Consider the following 16,798-nt stretch of genomic DNA (forward strand, 5'->3'; position numbering starts at 1 on the left):
TTAAAACCAAGGCTGTGTTTCCAGATGAGGAGTCTGTTTTCAAGCTGATGTATTTGGCCATGAACAACATTGCTAAGCGATGGAATCGACCGATAAAAAATTGGAAGGCAGCCTTGTCTCATTTTGCTATCCTATTTCCAGGACGCTTCAACTATTAAAAATCTAAAGGCTTACACAAAAATCTAAACACTCTCAGACATGCTGTAGCTGGATAGTTAAAACTTCCGAAAGATGAATTCACGAGAAAAAACAGCTTTAATCAACACATTACATTGCCTATACTTACCATACAAGCAAATGCTATAAACCTCCACATGGTTGCTTTTCTTCAACGACTGTTGCATTGGCTAGCTGGCAGTACTTCCAGGTTGCTCATCCTGGCTGGAATTTTGTTGTTGAGTTGGGGAGTTTTTGCTCCCGTTGGAACTCTGGTGTGGTGGTTAAATCAAAGTAGGGAAAGCTTAGGGCTTTCCAAGAAACCGCCCAAGCGTTTATCTGCGAGTGAAGGCTCTGCTTCTAGTAATCCATCTTCTATTCACTCTTCTAATATCAATTGTTATATCGTTTACTTGCCTGGGGTTGGCGATTACTCAGCGAATCAACTAACTCCTGGTGAAGAATGGCTTTTAAATCAACTGATCCGCCTACATCCCAATTGCGTTGCGATCAGCGATGTGTTTCCCTACTCTGTTGCCAATCAAGATTTGTCCGGAGGCCGTTTTTTAGCGCCTGTTTGGGGAGCGATCGAGCGTGCCGATGGATGGTTAGAGAATGTAGATGTACTGATTAAGATTCGAAATTTGTGGCGCTTTGCGATTTCGGCGGACGATCGCTATGGCCCTGTGTACAGCCAAGGTATTGCTGATGCCATGATTGAGCGGATGAATGCCGTTCACCCCATCCCCACAAACCATTGCCAACCACTTAATATTATTTTGATTGGAACCAGTGGGGGTGTGCAGGTGGCCTTAGGCTCTTTACCTTATTTAGATCAATGGCTGAATACTCGTTTGACCGTCGTATCCGTGGGAGGGGACTTTAACGGGGAAAACGGGTTTAAGACGGCCCATCACGTTTACCATCTGCAGGGGAGCCGGGATTGGGTTGAAGATATTCCGCGCTTTGTGTTTGCTTCTCGTTGGCCAGCAACAGTAGGCTCTCCGTTTAATCAGGCACGGCGGCAGGGGCGTTACACTGTTTTGAGCAGCGGGCCTCATGCCCATGATGGTGAGGAAGGTTACTTTGGGATGGCGATCGCCCAAAACAACACAACCTATGTTGAGTTAACCCTCCAGAAAATCCAGCAGTTACCCATCTGGGCTCCTCCTACAGACGTTCACTGCTTTAAAGAAGGCGTTCCTGAATCAAGTATTCAGCAACGTTAGAACTTATTGAGCCGCAATTTTTCGGGCATATGGCGTGCGAAAAATTACGGCTCAATAAGTTCTAGCTTTGGATGTTCAAGGGACGTCAAGAGGGCAAAAAAGCCAGGTTATCAGAATCAAAACTACAATAACCTCGACGCGTTTCAACCACATAAATAGCATTAATACGAATTTTCCAGCCCAATGGAGATCTGGGTTGGAAATTCCAGCAGAGCAGCCATGAAAAATGAATCTTGCGAACTTTTTAGTCTTTTAGTGCAACATCCCATGCATCTTCTTCTGTAACTTTCAGGAATAAGAAACATTTCACCCATACGAAAAGTTATGATGAGCCATAGGTAATGAAGATAGAACTGATCCTTCATCAAACCGTCCTACATTGACAATAGAGGCTACCAGATGGTGTTCGTCCTAAAGCAGACACGTTCAGCAGCCTTTAGCTTCCAGTCGGGCAAAACTCTATTGGTATGGACCGTTAGCTTAAGTTTCAGAAAATAAAAATCTTATTAATGCAAAGCAAGCGATGATCAAATTCGAGCCGAAAAGGTGGCAGGGGCACCGCTGCGTTCCTCATCCTGCAATCGTTCGACCACACTTGTTTCGCTTGAGTGTGTTGCCAACCACCGAGTTCGCCACAAGCGTGCCATCTGGTGGCTAATCTGCAAGGCTCGAGCGATCTCCCGATGATTTTTCCCTCATCGGCAAGGAGAATAATCCAGCAATTCTCATTATGAGCTTCAAAGCCGAGAGTTGGCGCCCGCCGGGCGCCAACTCTCGGCTTTGAAGCCTGAAAATAGCCCGCCTTCGGCGGGCTATTTTCAGGCTTCAATTCAAAATGAGAATTGCTGAGAATAATCCGTGCCCTTAACGCCAGTTGTTGAGCTGTGTTATGGCCCTTAATCAGTTGTTGTAGTTGTTCCCGTTCATCGCTTCATCGCTTGCTAACTTGAGAGGGTTTGGAACTAGGGGGGCAAGGCTGTTTCTCCATGCGTTCGACTCGATAATAGTATGCTAACTTACGCCCCTTAGTGCTAGTAGCCTGCCAATGTTCAAGTGTAGGGTAACCTCACACTCGAACATGAAATTTGAGGAGTTTTTGAGAGGTCTACGGCCCCTCAAAAACTCCTTGACAGAGTACTAACCTTGGTGGATGGAAAACTGCCGGCTTGCCATTCACCAAGGTCGCTTGAAAATTCCGCCAAAGCGCCAAAAAACTCCCGTTAAGCGCCACAATTGCCTAACATCGGGTTACCTTCTGCGCTAAGCTGCTTAACGATCGCCCTGCGTCCTTCACCCGCATTGCTTCTGGGCCATGCTGATGCTCTATGCGAACTCCTCTCAAACACTATGCCGCGATCCTATCGCATTATCTGAAGCCACAACGGAGGCGCGTCATTGGTTTGGCGATCGCCCTCCTGGGCAGCATTGGTCTGCAAATTCTCAATCCCCAAATTCTGGGTTACTTCATTGATACAGCTGTATCCGGTGGTTCTCAACAGCAACTCTTTCGGGCGGCATTCCTGTTCATCGGTTTAGCGATTCTGACCCAGGCTTTGATTGTTGTGGTTACCTACTTAGGCGAAACTGTCGCATGGATCGCCACCAATAATTTGCGATTTGATTTAGCCAAACATTGCTTACAGCTTGATTTATCCTTTCACAAATCCCATTCTCCCGGTGAGCTTTTGGAGCGGGTGGATGGCGATGTTAGCGTGTTATCTCGCTTTTTCTCTCAACTCGTCATTCATATCCTCGGCAATGGGATTTTATTGAGTGGAATTCTGCTCGTTTTAATGCTCGAAAATAAGGTGGCAGGAATTAGCTTAACTATCTTCTCCATAGGTGCTTTATTCCTGCTCCTGAACTTACAACCCTTGGCCGTGCAACCCTGGGGAGCCTACCGCCAGGTGGGAGCAGAGTTCTTTGGATTTTTGGGAGAACATTTAACAGGACGAGAAGATATTCGAGCGAACGGGGCAGTTGGATATGTCATGCACCGATTTCATGGCATCCTACAGCGGTGGCTTCCCATTTATCAAAAAGCCCGGTTTGCCAGTACGATGCTTTGGGCGACGAGTGTGGGGTTGTTTACGATAGGCAATGCGATCGCCCTCGCGGTTGCGGCCTACCTCTGGCGACAAAACGCCATCACCATCGGCACCGCCTATCTCATCTTCCACTACACCAACTTGCTAGCCCAACCCATCGAACGCATCCGCGAAGAATTAGAACAGTTTCAACAAGTAGAAGCCAGCATCCATCGCATTCAATCCTTGCTGCACGTCACCTCACCCATTCACGACCAGGGAACAGCTAAACTGCCCAATACGGCTTTTCCGGTGTCGTTCCGTCAAGTTTACTTTCGTTATGCAAGGGAGAATGAATCTTCCCCAACAAACTGGACACTAAAAGACCTTTCGTTGCATTTACCAGCCGGAAAAACGTTGGGTATTGTCGGGCGGACGGGAAGCGGCAAAAGTACGATCGCCCGCTTGCTGCTGCGCTTCTACGATATTCAATCGGGCGAGATTCGTCTGGGAAATGAGGCGATCGCCCACATTCCTCTCTCCCACCTACGGCAACGGATCGGTCTGGTAACGCAGGATGTGCAGTTGTTTCAAGCCACCGTGCGTGATAATTTAACTTTTTTTGATTCGCGTATTCCCGATTCGCAAATCCTGGCCGCTTTGGAAACGCTCGGTTTATTCGATTGGTTGCGATCGCTTCCCCACGGCCTCGATACCCTTCTCGGCTCCGATAGCAGTGGGCTTTCCGCCGGACAGGCGCAATTACTGGCTTTTGCTCGTGTGTTTCTAAAAAATCCCGGTCTGGTCATTCTCGATGAGGCCTCCTCACGGCTTGATCCGACAACAGAGGCACAGCTTGAGCAGGCGATTGCCCTTCTGCTACACCAGCGAACGGCAATTATCATTGCTCATAGGCTGGCGACCCTGGAACGGGTTGATCAGATTTTGATGCTGGAACAGGGGCAGATGGTGGAATATGGCGATCGCCAAACCTTACTCCATCTGCCTAATTCTCGCTTTGCACAATTGCTAAAAGCAGGAACCACGATTACCTCCAGTCTCTAGTACCCCCTCTGTTATGGCACGTCAAATTTCAATCTGGATACTCCTGGGGCGCATGATTCGCTATGCGTTCCCTTTGTATGCGTTAGATAGTGCCCTCTGGTTATTGATCATGGGGTTGCCCGCTGTACCAGGGTTAATTTTGCGGGGGTTCTTCAATGAACTAACACAGGGGGGCGATCGCTCTCTTCAGTCCCCCTTGACTTGGGTAGCATTGTTGCTAGGGGTGGGGGCTGCGCGAATTTTTGCTATCTTTACCGGGCGCGTCACCAAAACCCAGCACCGCTTTACCATGAGTGCCCTGTTACGGCGCAACCTCCTGGTTCAACTGCTACGGCGACCGGGCGCAGAACCCTTTTCCTACGGGCCTTATACCAGCGTGTCACCGGGAGAATTAATCAGCTTTTTCCGGGAAGATGCCACTCAGGTAGAAGATGCAGTGGTAGGCACCAATGAAATTGCTGGCATGGGAATTTTTGCCCTGGTGTCCCTGGTCATTCTGTTTTCGATCCAGGCGCGTCTGACGCTGTTCGTATTTCTGCCATTGGTGGCGATCGCCCTCATACTCCAATACGCCGAGACCCGCATCAAGCAGTACCGTTACGCCAGTCGCCAGACGACACAACAGGTGACTGGTATTTTAGGCGAAATGTTTGCAGCAGTGCAGGCAATCCAGGTAGCAGGGGCCGAAGATCCAGTGCTCCAACACTTTCGTCACCTGAATGAGCAACGCCGTCAACGCATGGTGCAGGATCAAGTGTTCACAGCCACCCTCAATTCCGTTTTGGAAAACATGGTCAACCTGGGCACTGGGCTGATCCTACTGCTGGCAGCCACAATGATGGGAGATAGGTCTGTCGTCTCTTTCAGCGTTGGGGACTTTGCCTTATTTGTGTATTACCTCGCCTTTGTCACCGATTTTCTTTGGTTTTCGGGAGCATTTCTGGCCCTGATTAAGCAAACGGAAGTCGCATTCGATCGCATGGGACGCCTGCTTCCCCGTTCTTTCCATCGGCATCAACCCCAGGAAGTCGAACAACTAGTGAAGCCTGCCCCACTTTACTTACCGAGTGCGTTTGGAAAGCCTTCTGTCCTTCCGGCGATCGCCCGCTTCCCTGTCTCTCAAACCCCTCCCCTGCAAGAATTACGGGCTGTTAATTTGACCTACCATTATCCAGGAAGCGATCGCGGCATCACTGACATTAACCTGACCCTGAAACGGGGTAGCCTGACGGTCATTACAGGGCCAGTCGGTTCTGGCAAAACAACGTTGCTACAGGTGCTGCTGGGACTGTTGCCAACGCAACAGGGTGAAATTTACTGGAACGGAGAACAGGTAGAACATCCTGACCAGTTTTTTATGCCACCGCGCAGTGCTTATCTGGCTCAGGTACCGCAGTTGTTTAGTACAAGCCTGCGGGAGAATTTGCTGCTGGGGTTGGAGCGGAGTGAGGAGGAAATGCGGAGGGCGATCGCCCAGGCAATGTTGAATCATGACTTGATTCACATGCCTGAAGGATTGGACACGCAGATTGGCTCCAGGGGAATGCGCCTTTCAGGAGGACAAATTCAGCGGGTAGCAGCGGCTCGCATGTTCCTGCGGCAACCGGATTTACTGGTGATGGATGATCTTTCCAGTGCCCTTGATGTTGAAACGGAGCAGGCTTTGTGGAAGGGCTTAAGAAGAATTCTGAGCAATCAACCGCATCAGCGAGGAGATGAGTCAACGCCAGCCTTTGGTTCAATCCATTGGGAACCAACCTGTGTTGTGGTTTCTCACCGTTCCTCTATTCAAGAACAGGCCGATCGCCTCATTGTTCTCAAGGACGGTAAGGTTGATAGCATTACGCCTTAAAGGGCCGAAATTGTTTCGATGATACAGCGTTTTTCAACCGCTTAAAACCTGGTTGTTTTTGTGAGAGCCGCGCTCCGCGCGGCTCTCACAAAAACAACCGTGTCTGACTCAAGCGCAAGGCGCTGTATTGAGTCGATTGTTTCTTTTGTTTACAGTGTTCCTGTACCTTGGTGGAATTCTATTGAAGCACCTTGCATTGGACTTTTAAGAGGATTTCGCCGGAAAGCCATTGCACTGATGGTTCTTTGTCTGACAGTCTTTTTCACTTTAAATATTTGCTACTCGCTAGCCGAGGTTCCCTTCAATGGGCCGCTGAGTGAATGGCGGGTGTTATTTGTGATTGTATCGATCGCCCTATTTATCACAGGTTTTTGGGCAATCTGTGTCAGAGAAGTTGCGAACCAAATTGAGAAAGTTTTGCCTTAAGACTTGTTGATTCGTTTTGAGTATGCCAGACCTATTCCACTAGCATAAGAGGTTGTGAAATCAGATACCAAGCAAGCAAGTTGGTCTTTGTTGTCGTATCCCCAATATGAGATACATTGGCCATCTCCAAATCCAGTCGAGAATGCAATGACATTCGCTCTATTTTTACTTACACGCACATTAGCTGCACTGCTGTTAGTTCTAAGCTGGACATTGAGATTGTTGTAATACCGGGTCTCCAGCAAGTACGTACCATCCAAGCCACGACTCATCTCTTCCAAAGCTACGACACAATCATAGTCCATGAAGCAGCCTGCGCCAGTTTCTACCCCATAGCCATACCGCTTTTCCTCCAAATTATCATGCGGACAAAGCGCAATCTCCCAACGCACAGGATGTCGTTGAGTGATGTGAAGCCTTGCACAAGCAAGTTCTTCGGTCTCGAGTAAACTTGAACGGGCAAAACTCAGAGAGATAAAGTAGCGATCCGGTTTAAGGCGTTGCACAAAATATTGCTGATCCTGACATTCAACCCATCTGGGATCGCAGGCAACTAACCAACCCGACGTGAGGATCAGTTGATCGGTTGTTTGCTCAGTAAAGCAAAGTGTTTTAACAAAACCATCCGTATCTCGATATTGAATCTCATAATCTGTCTCAAAAATATGATTGAAATGATCTGGATGCATTGGTTGTTGATGTTATCTAAATAAAGCCCGCACCTACCCATATTAATCAACACCCCTGCTGATCTACAACACTTTTCAAACGCTTAAAATCTGGTTGTTTTTGTGAGAGACACACGGCGCGTGCCTCACAAAAACAACCAGATTTTAAGCGCAAAGCGCTGTAGGCGATCCGTAAATACTCTTAGCGTAAACTAGCTGCCTTGATCCGAATCCCTCCTTTATCACTTTGGCTATAGGAGAAAGGTCATTGGATTGGGCGACTAGATGTACACTGCCAAATTAAATGACATCGAATATATTTGTGCCGTTAAGCCCCCCTACTGTAGCGGGGTAGAGGGAGTCTTCTTAGTGATGCAACATTTAACATCAGGATTATCAAGTTGACTTGGGGCAGAACAGTAAGCCAGGTTTAGCTTTGCTGCTTAAACAGCACTAATGTGTCCCTATGGTCAATAACAAGATCACTCTACACTATCAATCATCACTCACTGCCGCCAACCAGGCAAAAGCTTGTGTTGCATCCAGAGGTGGTGCATACCAGTATCCCTGCCCAAACTCACATCCCAAACGCCGTAGAATTTCTAATTCGGTTTCCGTTTCAATCCCCTCGGCAACAACATCCATTCCCAACCCATGAGCCAGGGTGAGAATCATTTGTACTGTTTCTAGCGAGTTCTGATTCAATCGTTGTACAAAGGATCGATCGATCTTTAACGTATCAATAGGAAACTCATGGAGCCGACTGAGAGAGGAGTAACCTGTTCCAAAGTCATCAATGCAAAGCCTTATGCCTAAAGCTTTGATTCGCTTTAGGACCTGTGCCTCAGAGGTAAAGGTTTCTAAGATACAGCTTTCGGTGATCTCCAGCTTGAGGCATTCTCGTGGAATTTGAGTAGCTTGCAAAATTGTTTCTAACTGCTCAATCAGTTCGGGCTGCTTGAGCTGGAGGGCTGATAGATTGACATTGAGAACAGGCAGTATGGAGCAGGTGTTGAAGGCTAACCATTTAACCATTTGCTGACAAGCCTCCTGCAGCACCCACCAACCGATGCGACCAATGAGGCCTGTTTCTTCCGCGACAGGAATAAATTCGGCAGGCGAAAGCTGACCACGGGTGGGATGCTGCCACCGAATCAGGGCTTCAAAACCTCGAAGCTGGCCTGTTGAGAGCGAAATGATAGGCTGGTAGTATAGGCAAAACTCCTGAGCTGCCAGAGCGCGATGAAGTTCATTTTCCAGTTGCAATCGTCGGGCAACTTTGGTTTGCATCGTGGGGTTGAACACAGCATATTGATTTCTACCGTTGGCTTTGGCCTGATACAGCGCAATATCCGCATCGCGCAGGACCTCGGTCGCCTCCTGGTAATTAAATGTGCTGTAGGTAATGCCGGTGCTGGTAGTCGAAAAAATTTCGTAGTCGCTACAGCGAAAGGCTAGAGCAAATTGTGACTGAATGCGCTGAGCCACTTCCAGAGCATCGTCGAGATGGTGCAGATTTTCTAGTAAGATGGCGAATTCATCGCCTCCAAGCCGAGCGACTACATCGGATGGACGAATACAGCTTTGCAATCGCTGCCCAGCCAGCTTGAGAAACTCGTCGCCAATAAGGTGACCCAGGCTGTCGTTGATATTTTTGAAGCGATCTAGATCGATAAACAAAACAGCGTGGAGTCGTTCAGGGTGCCGCTTGCTGAGCTGAATGGCGTGGTTCAGCAAATTCATGAAGCAGGTGCGATTGGGCAGGTTAGTTAAGGCATCGTAGAGGGCATCATGCTGAAGCTTTTCCGTGGCCTGAAGGAGTCGAGTCTGAGTTTTTTGGAGAGTTTCGAGGGATTTTTGCAGGTTGCGGTTGCTGGTTTGGAGATTTTCGTAGAGGGTGGCGTTGTCTAAAGAAATGGCGGCTTGGCCACAGAGAATTTTGAGAACGTTGATGCGCTCATGTGTAAAGGCTCCTGAGGTCAGGCTGTTTTCCAAATAAAGCACTCCCACAGGCTGGTTCTTCTGCATCAGTGGCATGCATAACACCGAGCGGGGAGCCTGCCGCACAATGTAGGGATCGGCGGCAAATCGGGGGTCTACACGAATGTCATCAATGACAAAGGTTTCGATGGTGCGAAACACAAGGTGAATGAGGCTGGTAGGCAAGCTTTCGCTAGCCGTGAGCAGCATCATTTGGGTGGTACAGATCTTGTCCCTGAAGCATTGGGCAACAACCATGAGTTGGTTGTCCTGAAGCAAGGTCAATGCGCCTTGCTCTGCCCCTGCATTGTGAAGGGCCAGTTGTATCAAAGTGATGATGAGCTGGCTAGAATCCAATTCTTTGGAAATAGCCTGGGATGCCTTAATGACGGCAGTCAGGTCGAGAAATGCCGTGTCGCTGCTGCTGCTCGTGATATCGGTAGCATGGCCTAAGGAGCCCTGGCTAGAAGCTGGATAGGGATGTGGCAAAAATGCCTGTAATCTTTGTGGATATAGAATTTCGAGTTGTTTGGCTTTAGCTTTGGCTCCCCAGCCAGCGTAACCGTAGTACGCATCTTGTAAGTAGGGCTGTGCAAGTTTGTCGCGCCCCCACGCCAGATAGAACTTTGCTGCCAGTTCATTGGCCAAACTTTCATCCTGCGGGAACCCGTCGGCTTTGGCCGTGGCGATCGCCCGATCATACGCCTCGATAGCGTCCACCGTGCGTCCCTCAATCCGTGCTTTTTCGGCCTCAATCAACTCCCATCGGTGGCGATGGTTGTGAGGGGAAAAGGTAGCCCAGTGTTTTAGTTTTGCCTCTTGTTCTAAAATCCGTTCCCAACGGGCAGGTTTTTCGGCTAATGGGATTTGGGGATAGCGTGCCAGTTGAATCAGTGCATCATAAAAAGCATAGAGGGCAATGGGAAACTGGGCGCGGCCTCCATCTTGATAAATTTCGACCTGCTGAGCTTGTTGTTCGGCTTGCTCAAGATAGCCGAACTGGTAGTACAGCACCGTTTGGTTGAAGTGATAGTGAAATAGCGACGTGCGATCGCCATGGCCAAGATGGAAAGCAACCGATTCCTCGGAATTGTAGACCGAACCTGTCAACAGCCAGGGGGTTTCTCCTTCATCCAGCAGATTTAGCACCGTCTGCTGCACAATTTCTAAACATTTCAGTGAAACCTGCTTGAATTGACGCAAGGTTTGCTGATAGGCAGCCATTTCGGTTGCTAAATTGGCCAGCCCTAATCCCGAAAAGTAGGCATAGTGGCAATATGCCTGGGCATTCAATACAACACATTCCAAATCCCCTGTGGCTAAACCACTCTGGTAAGCCTTGACAAAAGCGGGTAAGCTCTGGTGTATCGGCTCTTTCCAATGACTGATGAAATTGTGAACGAGATACCCGGCACGGCTCTCGCAGGCAGTTGCTTGAAGCTGGGCGAGCAACGCCAGCGACAACTGTCCAAAACTGTAGCCAGCATCAATATTGCCCATGCTGCACAGTGCCATGCCATACCCTGCGTAGGAAAAGATGGAGATGGGGCTATTGCCAAAGCGAATAGAAAATTCTACCTGTTTAGCCATCAGTAACGGCATCAGGGTGGGTAGTGCTCGGTAAGTTGGGGCAGTCAGCTTGGTCATGATTTGCATAGCTGCCAGATGTTGCGGATCCTCCATCAAGGGGAGAGTGAGCAAGGTTAGGGGAGGGCGATCGCACCACAATTGGTAGGTGTCGGTCAAGGTTTGCTGCACTTCGTTAGCTGTAGGCTGTTCCGGAAAGTCAACCCCGAGCGTATGCAACATTTCTAGTCCAGTGCGCACAGCTCCCAAATAATTGCCCTGCGCCCGCCCGGCCAGCAATCGGGCTTCGTAGATGGGTACCGTATCAAGCAGCGAGCGAGCTTGGTGAATGACCACTGCTGCCCATTGCTCCATCTGCTCAAAATCGGTGCAAAGATAGGTCGCTTCAGTTATGTCTTGATGCAGAGCCAACGTAAGGTCATACTGCTGTTCCCAGGCATTAGCTGGCAATAGCTGGATCCCCTGATGCAGGTAGTCTGCCGCTGCCCGATAGGCAGTAGCAGCTTGGGCTTTGCGACCTGCTTGCAAATTAAGCTGAGCCAGTTCTTCTCGTTCAGCCGGCATTTGCAGGAGGACTTGCCCCCGGTTTAAGTGGTTCACAATAGCAAACAGATACTTCTCCCGTTGGGAAGGTGAACTGTTGTGCAGCAGCAGCCGACCTATGGTGAGGTGCGTTTCCTGCTTCTGTTGCTGCGGGATGAGGGAGTAAGCCGCTTGCTGAATGCGGTCATGCAAAAATTGGTAGGTGAGATCGGGGGCCGCTAGCTGAGAAAACGGGCTTTCGAGCTCCACTTCCAGTTCCAGGAAAAATTTGTAGACCTCGTTTTGTGGCAGCACTAACCCCATTTCCAACGCACTCCAGAGGGCTTGTGCCACATCCGCATCGGGTTGCTGCGACACGATCGCCAGAGTCGTTAGGTCAAACTGGTTGCCAATGCAACTTGCTAGTTTCAATATGTTTTGAGTTTGGCTGGGCAACTTTTGGATCTGCTGCGCCATAAACGCCACCACATCTTCGGTCAGCGCCGCCTCTCGTACACGCACAATATCGCATTGCCAACAACCCTGGATGACATCAAAGGTAATAATGCCATCCTGATACAGAGCCTGCAAAAACTGGGTTGCAAAAAAGGGGTTGCCCTGGGTTTTCTGGTGAATGAGGGTGCCGAGTGGCTGCGCCAGGGATAGGTTACAGGTGAGGGTGTCAGCCACCAGCTGGTTCAAACTCGCTGTCGAAAGTAGCGGTAATGATAGGGTGTGGACAATCCCTTCATTCTTGCGAATGCTTTCCAGTGTTAGGAGCAGCGGATGGGCCGGGCTAACCTCGTTATCGCGGTAGGCTCCAATGACCAATAAATGACGGCATGCCGTCTCTTTCATCAGCCACCCCAACAACTCTAGAGAGGCTAGATCTGCCCATTGCAGGTCGTCCAGAAACATCACCAGGGGATGCTCAACCGTCGCAAAGACCTGAATAAATTTTTGAAATAACAGGTTGAATCGGTTTTGAGCTGTATCCCCTGCCAGCTCCACTACTGGCGATTGTGGTCCAATAATTTGCTCTAATTCAGGCACCACATCGATAATGAGCTGTGCGCTATTACCCAAAGCTTGCAGAATGCGCGTGCGCCACTGCTGCAATCGTAGGTCTGGTTCAATCAGCAATTGGCCCATCAGATCGCGCAGGGCAGCCAGGAAGGCGGAGAATGGAATATTACAATTCAGCTGATCAAATTTGCCTTTGATGAAGTACCCCTGTTGCCGCACAATCGGCTTTTGGACTTCATTGATCACCGCTGTTTTGCCAATGCCAGAGTAGCCTGTTATCAAAATTAACTCGCTATAACCGGCTTCTCTACGTTGAACAATGCGCTCGAAAGCGGACAGCAGTGTAGCAACCTCATTGTCTCGCCCATATAGCTTTTCGGGGATGAGGAAGCGATCGCTAATGTCGCGTTGCCCCAGGGCAAAGGGAACAATGGCTCCCGTTTGCTCTAACTGGGTACGGCACCGTTCCAAATCATGCTTCAATCCCAACGCACTCTGGTAGCGGTCTTCAGGATTTTTGGCCATTAATTTGTCCACAATTTCTGATACCACCCCAGGGACGGAGGGGTTCCAGTGCTGAATGGGCGGTGGCTGTCTAGCCATATGGCAATACACCATATCTATCGGGGTTTGAGCCTCGAAGGGCAAGTGCCCCGTCAACAGCTCATACAATGTAATGCCTAAGGAGTAGTAATCGGTGCGGTAGTCAATTCCCCGATTCATTCGCCCCGTTTGCTCGGGTGAAACGTGGGTTAGGGTTCCCTCCAGCACTCCCAATGTATGAATCGTGTTTGCTTCGCGTGGTAGAAGTGATGCAATGCTGAAATCGGTGAGTTTGATTTGGTGGGTTTCGGGGTTAATCAGAATGTTGCTGGGCTTGATGTCTTTATGAATGACGTGCTTCTGGTACAAGCCATGAAGAACATCAGCCAGTTGTATAGCAATATCCAGGAAGGGGACAATCATCATCACCGGATGCCCCATCTCCCGTTGCTGTTCCAGCCACACCTTGAGGGAAATCCCCCCAAAGTCTTCCATAATTAAGGCATAGCTGTTGCGGTATGGCACGAGCGCGTAGGACTGAATAATGTTGGGAAGATTCAGCACACGGGTGATAGTGAACTGGTTACGAAATTGCACCAGTTCGGCAAGTTTTGGAAACTCGCTGCGCAAAACTTTGATCACAACATCCTGCGGTTCTAACCGGTTTTGGCCTCGATAAACAAAGCTTTTTATGCCGGTATGGAGTTGTTCGATGATGCGGTAACCAGCCAGTTCAACCATCGGAGAACCCTTACAAACCTCCCCCTAATTATTCCCAATCTTGGCCTATTGAAGAGGCAGCCCGCACTGAGCAACGCCGCAACTAAGCTATGGCATGACTCATTATGCCAGTACTTCAATGACTATATAGCCATCTCATATCAGTTACCTTAGATTTTGCATCGAACCTTGGAAGCCCTATTTTTCGTCTACAAAGCGCACGAAAAATAGGGCTTCCAAGGTTTGGTTTTAGAGTGGATGCTGTGCTCACAAAACGAGCCTGTTGAAGCGACAAAGAACATTTCTGGTTCAAGCCCTATACTTTAACGTCAGTTCGGGATAAGCCGAACCGCCCATTATTGCGTGCGCGACGCGCACGCAATAATGGGCTTTTTCGAGTGCCGCGCGAAGCGCGGCACTCGAAAAAGCCCTTAACCCGAACTGAGGTTACTTTAGGGTCTGAGCCAGAAATGTTCTTGCTGACTGAACAGTAAAGCCAGAATATTTAGACAGGCTTAACTATCGGTCTTCTCAGAATTTAATTCGCTTTCAATGGCCTCCAAAGCATTCACCATCTTAAACGTAGGTGGAGTACGCCAACCTAACCACCCCAATTGTTGTCGCGTTTTTCCGGTTGTTGCTTCAATTCGCTGCAATAAACTTTCGATGCAATTGTATTGGTATGTAAAGTTTGCTCCAACCTTGATGCCACGTGATAGCTCACTTAACGCTTCTACAAGAATTGCAGCTTCTTGATCGGTTAATGACATGTCACCCATAATAGTTTTTTATTAAAGCAAAACACGTCTAACAGTAGTTACAAAAGGATGAGTACAGAAATTGTATGCACCCATGTAATTTGCTGATAGAACGATTCCTACTTAACTAGGAAATTGTGAGAATCTTGTGAGGCTTTTCCAAACGATGAGGCAGTAATGAAAGCCACCCACCAGGCCCTTAGCAACATTGCCAAGAATTGGAAACCAGCTCTCAACTGTTTTGCGATTGAGTTTGGTGTGCTGCTCGAGACACCCACAAAGGGGCGCTTGCCAATCTAGCTTCCTGCACCTTGGCACAAACTATGTGACATCCCTATTTCACAACAAGTCTAACGTTGAGGACTTCCTACTACCATCCCTGCCAAATACTACTATTCTCTCTTATTTCACAACAGGTTGAATAGACGAGTTGCTTACTTGGGGGATTTCAACTTCGGCATCCTTTCAAGGTTCATAATCCCCAACTCTATTTTCAGTAACCACAGGACGACACTCGTTGCGAGTGAACTGACGGGCTGATCAATTGCTCAGACTTAATCTGCATTCGCTGCACTGCATGGAAATAGCCTCCTAGGAGGTTATGTAGTATGAACCTCGCTATTGGCAAGAGTGGTCTGCAACGCTTGTGGGGTGGGCAAAATGTCCATTCCACAAGCATCCAGAACTAAAGCCAGTGTCAGGCAACAATGCTTTGGTTACCCCCTTTGATCAGCCCCTATTCATGTTTACATTCAAAAAATAATCCATTTGCTATGTCCAGTATGATAACCTCAAGCAAATGTTTTGGCAACCAATAGCTCTATTATTTCTTTGATTGGTAGCCAAAAGCTTTTTTAAGCTGATAATAGAACAAGATCGCGCGCACAATAGAAAGTGCTTTACTCTTAATCCCAAGGAGGATCGGTAACCAATGCCCGGACCAACAGAACGCAAGAGAATACACCTAAACGCTCCCCCTGAGTACGAGATGAAGCTTTTGACAGCTTTGGCAACGTTTTTAGGTCGAAAGGTATCTACCCAGGCAAGTGCAGCCCTGGCCATGTACCTTCGCCAGAGCCACGATCGCATCCTTTCCCAGGCCGAGTACTACGGCAACAAGTGGGGAATGACGAAGTGGGAGGTCTTAGATCTCTGCTACGACGATCCAACCAGGGCAAAAGAACTAATGGATGCCTCTGGCACTGTGCACAGTGTTGAAGACGGCCCCGATGTATTCAGCGAAACAGGCGAGTGAGGCTTAGGCGATCGCAGGTATGGCGATCGCCATAAATTTATACAGTGGCAACTGGCAGAACTAGACCCTTCGTATGTCCCACAGGAGATGAACCGAGCGGAAAAAGGATAGGCACTCTACATGACGAAACCATTTCTGATTTGCCAGCTGCGTCTTCAAAATACTCCTCAGTCACTTTTGTTATAAGGAGATTTCCAGATAAGAACTTCCCCATTATTTGGAAAAAAGGCGCGGCTTCGCCGCGCCTTTTTTCCAAATAATGGGGATATTGTTTCCCAGAAATCTCCTAAAGTCTCGTTTGTGACTACTTAGGATTTAGCATCAAGCTTGAACATCTTCTCCCAGTGCTCTGAGCAGAAGCACGCAGAAGATCTTCTACTTCATTCATCCTTTGCAATGCCTGGAATCCTATTTCTCCGTAAGTCCCCCTACTTGTTGAATAAGTATAAGTCCTTGTTGACAAAATTTGATAAGGTTTGATGTCGCAGTTTTTTTGATAAAGAATTTTAAAAAATGCCAGTGAGAAATTAAACATTTTTTAGTTCAACAAGTGCCGATATTTCCCAATATCTATTGCTTCTGCTGTAGTTCTTATTCAACCCCCACCCTCCTTTGATCCGTGCTCACTTCCTATTCCTTTTCATTTCCCTAGCTGGATTATTAAAGCTTGTTTAAAGACAAATACTCTCAACTAGGCATCGTTAGATTTCTAGAAGGAATGGGAAGAATATCTATAGCATCTCACCATAACTTAAGAGCTAGTCTATATGCAAAAAATACCGTAATATTCGTAACTTATATCCATTAACATCAACCGAAGATTTTCCTACAGATTTTTTAGGTAATACTTCTATTTCCTGGTGAAGTATAGAAATGCTCTATACTAACGCTGCTCTTATTTTCGTCACTGTCCGCCCCATACAGTAATTGTACATAGCAGTGTTTGGATATAAGTTAAATTGCTAATTTTAGGGCATTTATAAC

At 48.2% G+C, this 16,798-nt stretch carries 7 protein-coding genes and 1 pseudogene; 5 read left to right on the forward strand and 3 right to left on the reverse strand.

What is annotated here, in order from left to right:
- The 4 genes and pseudogenes from NDI52_RS29860 to NDI52_RS29875 form a co-directional block, all read left to right on the forward strand.
- Nucleotides 1-158 (forward strand): annotated as a pseudogene (locus tag NDI52_RS29860) (IS256 family transposase); the annotation flags it as partial.
- Nucleotides 159-314: 156 nt separating this feature from the next.
- The gene (locus tag NDI52_RS29865; RefSeq protein ID WP_190771785.1) at nucleotides 315-1,385 is read left to right on the forward strand and encodes a hypothetical protein; all 1,071 of its coding nucleotides are present in this window, start codon (nucleotides 315-317) and stop codon (nucleotides 1,383-1,385) included.
- 1,325 nt (nucleotides 1,386-2,710) lie between these two features.
- On the forward strand, nucleotides 2,711-4,477 hold the full coding sequence (locus NDI52_RS29870; RefSeq protein ID WP_190771784.1) for an ABC transporter ATP-binding protein: 1,767 nt from the start codon (nucleotides 2,711-2,713) through the stop codon (nucleotides 4,475-4,477).
- A gap of 13 nt (nucleotides 4,478-4,490) precedes the next feature.
- On the forward strand, nucleotides 4,491-6,329 hold the full coding sequence (locus NDI52_RS29875) for an ABC transporter ATP-binding protein (protein ID WP_348256874.1): 1,839 nt from the start codon (nucleotides 4,491-4,493) through the stop codon (nucleotides 6,327-6,329).
- A gap of 422 nt (nucleotides 6,330-6,751) precedes the next feature.
- Here NDI52_RS29875 and NDI52_RS29880 read toward each other — a convergent pair whose 3' ends face one another.
- From NDI52_RS29880 to NDI52_RS29890, 3 genes are all read right to left on the reverse strand, one after another.
- On the reverse strand, nucleotides 6,752-7,444 hold the full coding sequence (locus tag NDI52_RS29880; RefSeq protein ID WP_190771782.1) for a DUF4241 domain-containing protein: 693 nt from the start codon (nucleotides 7,442-7,444) through the stop codon (nucleotides 6,752-6,754).
- 474 nt (nucleotides 7,445-7,918) lie between these two features.
- Nucleotides 7,919-13,822 carry an EAL domain-containing protein gene (locus NDI52_RS29885; RefSeq protein WP_190771781.1) on the reverse strand — a complete coding sequence of 1,968 codons (5,904 nt, stop codon included), beginning with the start codon at nucleotides 13,820-13,822 and terminating at the stop codon, nucleotides 7,919-7,921.
- A 494-nt stretch (nucleotides 13,823-14,316) separates the two neighbouring features.
- The gene (locus NDI52_RS29890) at nucleotides 14,317-14,571 is read right to left on the reverse strand and encodes a hypothetical protein (protein ID WP_190771780.1); all 255 of its coding nucleotides are present in this window, start codon (nucleotides 14,569-14,571) and stop codon (nucleotides 14,317-14,319) included.
- A 919-nt stretch (nucleotides 14,572-15,490) separates the two neighbouring features.
- Between NDI52_RS29890 and NDI52_RS29895 the strand changes: the two genes are divergently transcribed.
- On the forward strand, nucleotides 15,491-15,814 hold the full coding sequence (locus tag NDI52_RS29895) for a hypothetical protein (protein ID WP_190771779.1): 324 nt from the start codon (nucleotides 15,491-15,493) through the stop codon (nucleotides 15,812-15,814).
- The last annotated feature ends 984 nt before the right edge of the window (nucleotides 15,815-16,798 follow it).

It is taken from the genome of Leptolyngbya sp. PL-A3, from assembly GCF_039962325.1.
Classification (GTDB): Bacteria; Cyanobacteriota; Cyanobacteriia; order Elainellales; family Elainellaceae; genus Vacuolonema.